This window comes from Candidatus Deferrimicrobiaceae bacterium (genome assembly GCA_035256765.1).
Taxonomy (GTDB): Bacteria; Desulfobacterota; Deferrimicrobia; order Deferrimicrobiales; family Deferrimicrobiaceae; genus CSP1-8.
Genome location: DATEXR010000136.1, coordinates 1 through 11,478, shown reverse-complemented (window position 1 = coordinate 11,478; position 11,478 = coordinate 1). Strand labels below are relative to the sequence as shown.

9 protein-coding genes are annotated in these 11,478 nt (G+C 65.5%); 2 read left to right on the top strand and 7 right to left on the bottom strand.

Annotated elements, in window-relative coordinates:
• Positions 1-389 (bottom strand): nuclear transport factor 2 family protein (locus VJ307_04800; GenBank protein ID HJX73456.1); only part of this gene is annotated, 389 nt, incomplete at its 3' end.
• A 213-nt stretch (positions 390-602) separates the two neighbouring features.
• Positions 603-1,463 carry a hypothetical protein gene (locus VJ307_04795; protein ID HJX73455.1) on the bottom strand — a complete coding sequence of 287 codons (861 nt, stop codon included), beginning with the start codon at positions 1,461-1,463 and terminating at the stop codon, positions 603-605.
• A 138-nt stretch (positions 1,464-1,601) separates the two neighbouring features.
• Here VJ307_04795 and VJ307_04790 point away from each other — a divergent pair, with 138 nt between their 5' ends.
• Both VJ307_04790 and VJ307_04785 read left to right on the top strand, forming a co-directional pair.
• Positions 1,602-2,765, top strand: a complete 1,164-nt coding sequence (locus VJ307_04790) for an ATP-grasp domain-containing protein (GenBank protein HJX73454.1) — start codon at positions 1,602-1,604, stop codon at positions 2,763-2,765.
• Between the two features lie 28 nt (positions 2,766-2,793).
• On the top strand, positions 2,794-3,528 hold the full coding sequence (locus VJ307_04785; protein ID HJX73453.1) for an alpha/beta hydrolase-fold protein: 735 nt from the start codon (positions 2,794-2,796) through the stop codon (positions 3,526-3,528).
• A gap of 144 nt (positions 3,529-3,672) precedes the next feature.
• On the opposite strand, the gene VJ307_04780 is transcribed toward VJ307_04785, so the two are convergent.
• The 5 genes from VJ307_04780 to VJ307_04760 all read right to left on the bottom strand — a co-directional run bounded on the left by VJ307_04780 (position 3,673) and on the right by VJ307_04760 (position 11,430).
• A complete protein-coding gene (locus tag VJ307_04780; protein ID HJX73452.1) occupies positions 3,673-4,515 on the bottom strand; it encodes an NAD(P)-dependent oxidoreductase in 843 nt (280 codons plus the stop codon).
• A 16-nt stretch (positions 4,516-4,531) separates the two neighbouring features.
• The gene (gene treZ, locus VJ307_04775) at positions 4,532-6,379 is read right to left on the bottom strand and encodes a malto-oligosyltrehalose trehalohydrolase (protein HJX73451.1); all 1,848 of its coding nucleotides are present in this window, start codon (positions 6,377-6,379) and stop codon (positions 4,532-4,534) included.
• The gene (gene glgB / locus VJ307_04770; protein HJX73450.1) at positions 6,376-8,292 is read right to left on the bottom strand and encodes a 1,4-alpha-glucan branching protein GlgB; all 1,917 of its coding nucleotides are present in this window, start codon (positions 8,290-8,292) and stop codon (positions 6,376-6,378) included. The genes treZ and glgB overlap by 4 nt, the downstream gene beginning before the upstream one ends.
• Positions 8,293-8,296: 4 nt before the next feature.
• Positions 8,297-10,486: a 4-alpha-glucanotransferase gene (malQ, locus tag VJ307_04765; protein ID HJX73449.1), complete on the bottom strand. Its 2,190-nt coding sequence runs from the start codon at positions 10,484-10,486 to the stop codon at positions 8,297-8,299.
• A 359-nt stretch (positions 10,487-10,845) separates the two neighbouring features.
• Complete coding sequence (locus VJ307_04760; GenBank protein ID HJX73448.1) at positions 10,846-11,430, bottom strand: CAP domain-containing protein; 585 nt, start codon at positions 11,428-11,430, stop codon at positions 10,846-10,848.
• Positions 11,431-11,478: the final 48 nt, after the last annotated feature.

The window sequence follows — 11,478 nt, the reverse complement described above, 5'->3', positions numbered from 1 at the left end:
GCGGCGGACGGCAGGGAGGAAAAGTGGGCCACGACGACGCGGGCCTTTTCGCCCGGGACGGTGACCCACATCGTGGCCCGGACCAGGGACTCCGCGAGCACGCCTCCCTCCTCCTCTTCCTCGTCGACGATCTTCTGGATGCCGTGGACGATTGCGAAGTCGCCGAAGCGGTCGCACCGCAGCAGCTCGAACGACATCTCCCCGGAGGCGTCGAATGTCCCTTCGAGGATGGCCCCGTAGGTCTCCCCGTCGAAAAGGTCCTTCGAGAAATCCTCGAACACCGCGAACCGGGGGTCGTCGAGAGCGAAAAACGTCCGCAGCTTCTCCGGGTCGCGGGCGTTGAAGGCATCGGCGTACCGCGTCAGGAACATGTCGGGGTCGAAACCCATCTCGCTCCTCCCGTCCTTCCCGTGCTTTCCCCCGGGTCCGTACGGCGCGGAAACGCGCGGGGGAAGAAGCATCATATCGAACCCGGAAGGCCAATTCCACCGGCAAGACCGGATTCCCGACAACAAGCCGGCCGGGAGGGGACCGGCGGAACCGCCGGCCGCCCGGCCGGGGACGACGAGGTTACGCCACCGCGTTTTCCTGCGGCCCCCCATCTACTCGGCCTTTCTCTCGCGCCTGCCGGGCGGATACGGGGCGAACCCGTCGCCGGCGTCGTCCCAGAACCGGTTCCGGGTAAACCGGCAGTCGATGACCCCCTTCCGGCAGAGCGAGTTCCGCCACTCGTATTTGAGGAAATGGCGCTCGGCCACCCGGCGCTCCGGGGTGAACCGGACGCGGACCGAGGGGGAATATTTCTCGTCCCCGAACCCGGTGCCCGCGACATCCCCGCTTTTCTCCGGGGCGCGTTTCCCCCGCGCGGACTCCTCCGCGCCCATCGGCCCGGGTTCCCGGGCCCCGCCCCCGTCCTCCTGCCCCATCGGCTCCCTTTCCCGCTGGGAGAACCGGGGAAGAGGGGGAGGGTCCTTCTCGCGGTACACCGCGACGGCCACCACTCCCATTGCCGAGTGGTCGCCGAACGCGCCGGCATACGAGTCCCCGGGGTCCGTGAAGTAGAACCGGTTGACCGTGTCCCGGGCCGTGCGCCATCCGTCGTAGTCCGCCGACTCGTACGGGCCCAGGATGTACATGCGCTCGGTTTTTCGCAGGGTCGACTTTTCGCCGGAGACGATGTTCCGCCCGTCCACGGCCACGACGACGCCTATGCGCCGCCCCGTGTTGTTGCGTATCCTGATCCCGTACAGCTCCCCTTTTTCCGCCTCCACATAGGCCCGGTAGGTGTCGCCCCGGCCGGCCGACCCGGCGCGGTAGAGCGGGAGCAAGCCTTTGCGGTCGGAGACGACTTCCACATCCACGATGGCCGCCGAAGCGGCCGTCGCCCATGCGAGCAGCAGCAAAACCGACATCGACCAGCGGTACCGCCGTTCCGGGAGGAAGGCGACGCAACCCGTTTTCATCGTATTTCTCCTTTCCAAGCCAATTTATTTTCGGGCGGCCGCCCTTCTTACCCCCATGGACAAGCCCCGGCCCCGAAAGGTTCGTTTTTTTTCCGCCGGGGACTGGACGTTTCGAACCGGCGGGGCTACTTTACAGGAATGAATTTTGTCTACCTGTCCCCCCATTTCCCCCCCAATTACTACCCGTTTTGCGTCCGGCTCCGGAACCTGGGGGTGAACGTCCTGGGCCTTGCCGACGCGCCGTACGAAACGCTTCGGCCCGAGCTGCGGCAGGCGTTGACGGAATATTACCGGGTGGACGACATGCACGATTACGGGCAACTCCTGCGCGCCTGCGGGTACTTCACGCACCGGTACGGGAAGATCGACCGGATCGACTCCCACAGCGAGTACTGGCTGGAACCGGAGGCCCGCCTTCGCACGGACTTTCACGTGGCAGGCATCCAGGCGGACGGGATCGCCGCGATCAAGAGCAAATCGCGGATGAAAGAAAAATTCGTGCGGGCGGGCGTGCCCGTGCCCCGGGGCGAGGTGGTGCGGTCCCTGGAAGAGGGAAGGCGGCTCGTGGGGGAAACCGGCTACCCCGTGGTGGCCAAGCCGGACATCGGCGTCGGGGCGGCGACGACGTTCAAGATCGAAAACGACGGCGCATTGGCCCGGTTTTTTTCGACCAGGCCCCCCGGGGACTTTCTTCTGGAGGAATTCGTCGCGGGGCGGCTCTTCTCCTTCGACGGGCTCGCGGACCGGGACGGCAACCCCGTGTTTTTCACCTCCCACGCCTTCAGCCAGGGGATCATGGAGACGGTCAACGCGGACGACCACATGTACTACTACTCCCTGAGGGAGATCCCGCCGGACCTGGAGGAGGCCGGGCGCAGGGTCCTTGCGGAGTTCGCCGTGCGGGAGCGGTTCTTCCACCTCGAGTTCTTCCGGAGGGACCGGGACGACAAGATCGTCGGCCTCGAGGTCAACATGCGCCCGCCGGGGGGGCTCACCACGGACATGTTCAACTACGCCAACGACATCGACATCTACGGGGAATGGGCGAACGTGGTCGTGCACAACCGGTTCGCCGGCGCCTGGTCGCGCCCCTACCACTGCTGCTACATCGGGAGGAAAGACCGAAAGGAATACGCGCACTCCCACGAGGAGATCCTGCTCGCCTACGGGCACCGGATCCCCCACCATGAGAGGATCGACTCGATCTTCCGCGCCGCGATCGGCGACTACGGCTACCTGGCGCGCTCGGCCGACCTGGGGGAGATCCGCGAGGTGGCCGGGTTCATTCTGGAACTGAAATAGAAACGTCCGCCGGAAAAAGGATGGAGCCGTGAACGTCGAGTACCACCGCTGGTGGAGCGGGTACCTCAACCGGGAGATGGAGTTGAAGGTGTATGGACACGGCGGGAAACCCGTTATCGTGTTTCCCGCCGCGGGGGGACGGTTCTACGAGTACGAGGATTTCGGGATGGTGAATGCGGTTCGGCCGTTCCTCGAGGAGGGCCGGATCGTCCTGTTCACCATGGACAGCGTGGATAACGAGTCCTGGTTGAACCGCGGGGCCCACCCGGCCGTGCGCGTCCAGAAGCACAACGAGTACGACCGGTACGTCGTGTCCGAGGTCGTCCCCTTCATCCGGGGCCGCGGCTTCTCCCGGGGGCTCATGGCGACCGGATGCAGCATGGGGGGATATCACTCCGCGAATTTCTTCTTCCGCCACCCGGATGTGTTCGACGCCGTCATCGCGCTGAGCGGAGTCTACCAGCTTCGCGGGTTCATCGGGGACTACATGGACGAAAACATCTACGTCCACGTCCCGCTCGCCTACCTTCCCGGCCTGTCGGACCCTTGGTACCTGGACCGGTACCGGATGAGCAAGATCGTGATCTGCGTCGGGCAGGGCGCCTGGGAGGACGAGATGCTGGCGGACGCCCGGGCCCTGAAAACGATTCTCGAGGAGAAGCAGGTTCCGGCCTGGGTCGATTTCTGGGGGCACGACGTGAATCACGACTGGCCGTGGTGGCGCAAACAGATGCCGTATTTTCTCGGAAAACTGGGTTTTTAAGTCGGGCGGGAACCTTTATCCCGGCTTGCGCGTCTAAGGATTAGCACTCATCATTTCCCTCCGATTGGTGAGCCTGGGAAAAGGGGGGCCGCTTGTGGCAGGGTGGCCTCCCTTTTTCTTTCCGAAAGAAGCAAACCCCCTTCGTCAGTCGAGGAAGAGGTCCGGGAGAAGGTCGGCGCCGGGCTCGTACGCGTAGCGGGAGAAATCCGTAACCCCTTCGGCTGCAAGGACTTCCTCGTCGATAAAGAAGTTCCCCGTGCAGGTACGGCTGTCGCGCATGAGGATTGCGTGGGCCGCGTCGGCCACGATCTCGGGCTTGCGGCAGTTTTTCAGGTCGACCGCCCCGCCCAGCATCGCGACCGCTGCCGTGGCGATCACGGTCCGCGGCCACAGGGCGTTGACCCCGATCCCGGCGTCCCGGAACTCCTCGGCCATTCCCAGCACGCACATGCTCATTCCGTACTTCGCCATCGTGTAGGCGCAGTGGTACTGGAACCATTTCGGGTCCATGGCGAGGGGAGGGCTTAAGGTAAGAATGTGCGGGTTGACCGACTTCCGAAGATACGGGATGCACACCTTGGAGCAGGCGTAGGTCCCGCGGACGTTCACGCCGAACATGAGGTCGAACCGCTTCATCGGGGTCGCGAGCGTGCCGGTGAGGCTGATGGCGCTGGCGTTGTTCACCAGGATGTCGATCCCCCCGAACGTCTCCGCGGCCTTCGCGGCCGCCGCTTCGATCTGGTCCTCGAAGCGCACGTCCACCGGGACAGGCAGAGCCTTGCCGCCTGCCCCCTCGATCTCCTTGGCGGCCGTGTGGATCGTCCCCGGGAGCTTCGGATGGGGTTCGACGGTCTTGGCGGCGATGACGACGTTCGCGCCGTCGGCGGCCGCCTGGAGGGCGATCGCCTTGCCGATGCCGCGGCTGGCCCCGGTGATGAAGAGCGTCTTCCCTTTCAGCGTGGGGTGGATGCAGACGTAGCGCTCCATCGGTGGACGGCCTCCTTTACGCCTTCGAGAACAGGGCGATCGACAGGGGATTCAGGGAAAGCGTGACGGTTCCATGGGACCGCAGACTCTCCTGGGCCGGGCTTCCGGGTCCGCCCCACCTCCCGTCGGAGGAATCCACGAGTCTCTCCCACCGGCCGGGAGGAAAGGGCAGCGAGAGAGAGACGGGGTCGGAGCCGAAATGGAAGACCGTCGCGGTCTGGCCGGAGCCTCTCCACCGGCGCACGAAAAGCACCTTCTCGGTTTCCCGGGCCGTAACCTCGATGTCCTCCTTGCTCAGCCGGGAGAGCACCGGGTGATCCTTCCGGAGCAGCAGGAGCTCCCGGTAGAACTCCATCAGCGTCCGGTGGTGTCCCCCTTCCCGAAGCCCATAGTCGATCCGGGACTTGAGGAACGTCGCCTCGTCCTGCGGATCGGGAATCTCCCCCTCCCACCGGAAGGCGGTGAACTCCTCCTTGCGCCCCTTGCGCACCGCCTCGATGAGATTTCCGTCCGCATGGCTGATGAAGTACAGGAACGGGGCGGTTTCCCCGTACTCCTCCCCCATGAAGAGGAGGGGAAGGAAGGGAGAGAGAAGGACAACCCCCGCCGCGAGCTTCAGGGCCTCGAAGGATACCAGCACGGAAAGCCTCTCGGCGCGCATCCGGTTCCCCACCTGGTCGTGGTTCTGGGAGAAGACCACCAGTTGACGCGCGGCTGCATGCCGGGAAGAATTGCCGTGGCGGCGGTTGCGATAGGCAGAATACCGCCCCGCGTAGACGAAACCCTCGGCGTACGCCCGGGCCAGATGGTCGACGGAGCCGAAATCCCCGTAATATCCGTCTTTCTCCCCGGTCAGCAGGACGTGGAGGGCGTGGTGGAAGTCGTCGTTCCACTGGGCGGAAAGGCCCAAGCCCCCCTCCTCTTTCGGGGTGATCACCCGCGCGTCGTTCAGATCGCTCTCCGGGATCAGGTAGACTTTCCGTTCCGTCCTTTCGGCCAACCCCCGCACCGCGTTGGCCAGTTCCGACAGAAACGGGTACGCGCTGAAGTCCATGATCCCGTGGATCGCGTCCAGCCGGAGGGCGTCCATGCGGAACTCGGTAAGCCAGCAGAGGGCGTTCTCCAGGAAATATCGACGGACTTCGTCGCTGCCTGGACCGTCGAAGTTGAGGGCCTCCCCCCACGGCGTCCGGTACCGGTCGGTGAAGTAGGGCCCGAAATCCTCCAGGTAGTTCCCCTCGGGCCCCAGGTGGTTGTATACGACGTCGAGGACGACCGCCATTTCCCGCCGGTGGCAGGCGTTCACGAGTTTTTTCAACCCCTCGGGTCCCCCGTAGCTGTCCTGCACGGCGAAGGGGTACACCCCGTCGTACCCCCAGTTCCTGCTCCCCGGGAACTGGGCCACCGGCATCAGCTCGATTGCCGTGACGCCCAGCTCCCGCAGGTCGTCCAGGCGGGGGATGACAGCGTCGAAGGTCCCTTCGGGCGTGAAGGTCCCCACGTGGATTTCGTAGAGGATGTACGACTCGAGGGGGAGGCCGGTCCATTCCCCGTCCTCCCAGGGAAAGGCGTCCCGGTCGACGACCCGGGAGGGGCCATGGACGCCCCGGGGCTGGAACCGGGACGCGGGGTCGGGTCGCTCCTTTTCCCCGTCCAGCCGGTACAGGTAGAGGGTGCCGGGCGGAACGTCCTCCGCCACGCCGTGATGGCATCCCCGCTCGTCCCGTTCGAGCGCCACGGTCCGCTCCCGCGGGGAGAGAAGGCGGACCTCCACCTTTTCCGCCTTCGGGGCGTAGACGAGGAACCGGCAGCGGCCGTCTCCGAGAGGGGTCGCGCCGAGGGAAACCCCGATGGCTCCGTTCACGTTTTTCTCGCCTCGCTCTTGAAGAACACGGTCGAGAGGGGGGGAACGGTGATCGTCAGGACGTGAAGACGGCCGTGGGCGGAGATCGGAGCGGCGTCCGCACCGCCGATGTTCCCCTGCCCGCTCCCGCCGTACTCCCGGCCGTCGCTGTTCAGCATTTCCCGCCAGCCCCCCCCCCGGGGCACGCCCACGCGGTAATTGTGCCGCGGGACGGGGGTGAAGTTGCAGACGACGAGGATGATGTCGCCCGTGGACTGCCCCTTCCGCAGGAAGGTCAGGACGCTCTGCTCGGCGTCGTGGCAGTCGACCCACTCGAACCCGGCCGGGTCGAAGTCGAGTTCGTGCAGCGCCGGCTCCCTCCGGTACAGGGCGTTCACCTCTTCCACCCAGCGGGAAAGCCCCGCGTGCGCGGGATCCGCGAGAAAATGCCAGCCGAGGCTTTCGTCGTGGTTCCACTCCTGCCACTGCCCGAACTCCCCCCCCATGAAGAGGAGCTTCTTTCCCGGCTGGCCGTACATGTACCCGTAGAGCGCGCGCAGGTTGGCGAACTTCTGCCAGGTGTCCCCGGGCATCTTGCCGAGGAGCGACCCTTTCCCGTGGACGACCTCGTCGTGGGAGAGGGGGAGGATGAAGTTCTCCGAGAAGGCGTACACCATCCGGAAGGAGAGCTTGTCGTGATGGTATTTCCGGTGCACCGGGTCCTGCCCCATGTACACGAGCGTGTCGTGCATCCACCCCATGTCCCACTTCATGCCGAACCCCAGCCCCCCGAGGTGGGTCGGCCGGGAGACCATGGGCCAGGCGGTGGACTCCTCGGCAATCGTGACGATGTCGGGGCGTCCCCTGTACACGTCCTCGTTGAAGCGTCGCAGGAAGGCAATCGCCTCGAGGTTCTCCCGGCCGCCGTACTGGTTGGGAATCCACTCCCCCTCCTTGCGCGAGTAGTCGAGGTAGAGCATCGAGGCCACGGCGTCCACGCGCAGGCCGTCGGCGTGGAAGACGTCGAGCCAGTAGTAGGCGCTGGAGAGGAGGAAGCTCTGGACCTCCGTGCGGCCGTAGTTGAAGATCTGCGTGTCCCAGTCGGGGTGGTGCCCCTGCCGCGGATCGGCGTGCTCGAAGAGGTGGGTCCCGTCGAAGTAGTTGAGCCCGTGGCCGTCCTTGGTGAAGTGGGAAGGGACCCAGTCGAGGATCACCCCGATGCCGTGGCGGTGCAGGGTGTCGATGAGATACATAAAGTCCTGCGGCGTCCCGTACCGGCTGGTGGGGGCGAATAACCCCGTGACCTGGTATCCCCAGGAACCGTAGAACGGGTGCTCCATCACGGGGAGGAACTCCACGTGGGTGAAGTTCATCTTCGTGAGATAGTCCGCGAGACGCGGTGCCAGCTCCCGGTAGGTCATCATCCGGCCCCCCTCCTCGGCGGGGACCCGCATCCACGATCCCAGGTGCATCTCGTAGATGGAGATCGGGCTGCCGGCGCCGTTTTTGCCTCCCCTGTCCTTCATCCACTCCCCGTCCTCCCAGTCGTACCACAGGTCCCACACGACGGAGCCGGTGTCCGGGGAAACCTCGCAGTAAAAGGCGAACGGGTCGGACTTGTCGTACCGGTACCCGTTCAGCCGGGAGACGACGTGATACTTGTAGGTGGTCGCCCGCATGATGCCGGGAATGAATCCCTCCCAGATCCCGGAGACCCCCTTGGTCCGCAGGGGGTGGGAGCCGGGGTCCCAGCCGTTGAAGCTCCCCGTCACGAACACTTCTTTCGCGTTGGGGGCCCAGACGGCGAAGTAGGTCCCCTCCTCGCCGTCCACGGTCATGAAGTGGGATCCCAGCTTCTCGTACAGCCGGTAGTGGCGCCCCTCGTTGAAAAGATAGAGGTCCTGGTCCGCCAGAAGGGTCACGTCGTATCGCATGGGTCTATCCCACCTCCTCACCTGGTCGGCTCGCTCTCCTGCCCCGGGGGCTTCCCGGACGCGCCTTCTCCCCCTTCCGGAGACGGTCCACCTCCCGGAGGGCGTGGATCACGTCGGGCATCTCGCGGAAGGCCTCGAATCCGTGCCTCGCTTTCCGGAGCCAGTTCGGCCGCTCCTTCCACGTTCCGGGCACGTTCTGGGGATGGGTCTCCCCGTACAGGTCCTCGAGGTTGGCGATGACAACGCCGGCTTTGCTTGCCGCGAGGGACGAAAGGCACGCCGCCAGGGCCGCCTGCGCTCCCGGATGGTTTTCCCCGAGCCATCCTTTGCTCCGGAGGAACGACGAAAGGGCTTTTATCATCCGGAGTCGCCTCCCCCTTTCCTTCCTGGCGCCTTCTTCGTCGAGAAGCCCGAGTTCGATCCGGTCGTCGATATCCAGCCCCCCCCAGAAGGAAGCGAAGGTGGGCATGTCGTGGGTGTTCACGCATGCCAGGGATTCCGCCAGGACCGGCCGAAGCGCCTTTGCGGGATCCGGCGAAAGCCCGAATTGGACGACGAACATCCGGGAAAGTCCGTGCCTCGCCATCGCCGGTCGGACGTACGGGGGAACGGTCCCCAGGTCCTCCCCCACGATCCGGACTCCGTTCCTTTGCGACTCGAGAGTGAGGACGGCGTAGAGTTCCTCGGGCGGATACCCGACATAGGTCCCCTCCCGGGCGGTCATCCCCCTCGGCACCCAGAAAAAGCGGTGCAGTCCCATCACGTGGTCGATCCGCAGGATCCCCGCGTGGCGGAACTGGAGACGCAGGCAGGCGCGGAAGTACCGGTATCCCTCCTCGCGGCTTCTCACCGGATGCATCGGGGGGAACCCCCAGTCCTGTCCCTGGGTGAAAAAGTCGTCGGGAGGCGCCCCCGCGGAAACGGAAAGGACGAACAGGTCGCGGTTGCGCCAGACGTCGTAGCTGTCGTAGCTCACCCCGAGCGGCAGATCCAGGTAGAGCGCCTCCCCCCTCTCCCGGAAACGCTTCGATATCGCCCCGAATTGCTCCTCGAAGACGAACTGCGCATAGAGGTGGTACCGCTTCTCCTCCTCGTCATACGCCTCCGGCGTGATCGCACCGTCGCGGAGCGCCGCGGGCCACGCCGGCCAGGGGGACCGCTGCTTCTCCCCTGTCGCCCGGAAGACGGCATACTCCTCCCCGTCGGGGTTTGCGGCCAGAAACTCCCGGAAGGCATCTTGCCGCCCGGGTTCGCTCCCCGCAAAAAAGGACCGGGCCAGCTCCCTGATGACCCTGCGCTTAAGGGCCATCCCGCGCCGGTAGTCCACGAGCGGAGCGGCCCGCAGCGCATCGACCTCTTCGCGGAACCCGGGAGAGGAGAGAAGCTCCCGGGCCGGGGCGCACGCGGAAAATTCGGGTACCCGGGCGACGTCGAGGTAGAACTCGTTCCAGAAAAGACGGCTCGCCGGGGCGTACGGGCTCGGGTTGAACGGCTCGGAGAGAAACGCGGCGAGAAGCGGCAAGGTTCCCACCACCTTCCCCCCCAGCCCGGACACCCACTCCATGAGGTCCGCAAGGTCGGTGAGGTCGCCGCTTCCCAGGCTCCTCCGGGAGTGGAGCGCGTAGAGAGGGAGAAAGACGCCCCATGCCTTTTCCCCTCCTTCTTCCCGGGGGGCATACGCCTTCCGGGGGGCGGCGATGACCAGGGCTTCCGCTTCCTTCCCCCCGACCTCCGCCGTCAGGCGGTGGTACCCGAGGGGCAACCCCCCCAGCAGATCGACCGTCTTCACCACATACCGTTCGCCCTCGACCTGCGTTCCCTGCGCCGCGGGAAGGAGCGACAGGTCGCACGGAAGGTCCAGAACGCCCCCGTCCTCGAGGCGCAGATGGAGGCCGATCCGGGCGTCCGACAAGGTGCCCGGGAGTCGAAGCGAAATCTCCGCGGGACCGCCGTCCCACGCCACCACGACCGGTTCGCACGGACGGCGCCATCGCGCCTGCTCGCGCTCCCGCAGCGCGTCCCGGGCCTCTTCGGCCTTCGTAAGCGGCGCCCCGAGCGCCCGAAGGACGGCCAGGAGCGTATGCGGGGAGACCTGCACCCTCTTGTGGGTGATGTCGTAATACGCGGTCTGGACGCCGCAGGCGCGCGCCAGCCGTCCGAGCCAGCGCGACTCCCTGGTCGAAGGCGCCGTCATTCGGGCATCTCCAGCAGCTGCAGGATCCTGCGCAGGGGGAACGGTTTTCCCATCTGGCTCCTGCCGTGTTTGCCTACGTGATTCCCCTCTTCCCCGGGGATGCTCCCGGAAACGCAGACGCCGCCTTTCTTTGACCAAGCGTCATGAAGTCGCAACGGAGCGGCTCGGGCGGGAGTACCGAATACGGGAAACGGGGAAATTATATCTCAGCCGTTCCCCCCGGGGCAAGGCGCGCAACAGGCGCTGTAGCGCAATAGGTGCTGTAGCTCAATAGGCGCCGCGGACACCCCAGCGGGGCCTTCACGTCAAATCAGTGTCGGTCCCCATCCCGGTGTCGAGCGCGGGATAGGGCAAAGGGGCTACCTCGGCGCGGCGAGATCGAAGGTCCAGTAAGGGGCGGACGGGGTGCCTAAATATACCCCTTCCGCGTAGGCGGCGCCGATCTCCTCGAAGGCGGGGTTCATGATGTTTCGGCAGTGCCCGTCGCTATCCAGCCACCCCTGCATCACGGTGGAGACCGTGGGATAGTTCACGGCGATATTCTCGCCGTACGTTCTCCAGTCGTATTCTTCACGGGTGATCCGGTCCCCCGGAGAGGTGCCATCCGACCCGGTGTGGGAGAAGAACTCGTTGATCGCCATGTCGGACGAATGGAGGTAGGCGGCCATGGCGAGGTTGTCGTTCCACTCCACGGCAGGGGCTGCGGGGTGGGAGGTGCTCCCGCACATCCGGGCCAAGGAGCGGGCCTGGTTGACGGCATCGAGGAACTCCTGACGGATCGATTCGATCCCCGGAATTCCCGTTCCCGAACCGGGAACCCCTGGGGGGGGAGCCGGGGGGGAAACGGATCCCGAATCGCCACTGCCGCATCCGCACAGAAAAGCCAGCAGGACGCCCATCAGGAAGAGGCAAACCTGCCCCGTGCGCATTTCCTTCCTTTTCATCGGCCACCCCCCACCCTGTCGATACGGACTATTTCGGAAGGAAACCCC

Bases quoted from the DNA above. Each gene is read 5' to 3' on its own strand.
- VJ307_04760 (HJX73448.1), bottom strand. From the start codon at position 11,430: ATGAAAAGGAAGGAAATGCGCACGGGGCAGGTTTGCCTCTTCCTGATG.
- malQ (HJX73449.1), bottom strand. From the start codon at position 10,486: ATGACGGCGCCTTCGACCAGGGAGTCGCGCTGGCTCGGACGGCTGGCG.
- VJ307_04780 (HJX73452.1), bottom strand. From the start codon at position 4,515: ATGGAGCGCTACGTCTGCATCCACCCCACGCTGAAAGGGAAGACGCTC.
- VJ307_04790 (HJX73454.1), top strand. From the start codon at position 1,602: ATGAATTTTGTCTACCTGTCCCCCCATTTCCCCCCCAATTACTACCCG.
- glgB (HJX73450.1), bottom strand. From the start codon at position 8,292: ATGCGATACGACGTGACCCTTCTGGCGGACCAGGACCTCTATCTTTTC.
- VJ307_04795 (HJX73455.1), bottom strand. From the start codon at position 1,463: ATGAAAACGGGTTGCGTCGCCTTCCTCCCGGAACGGCGGTACCGCTGG.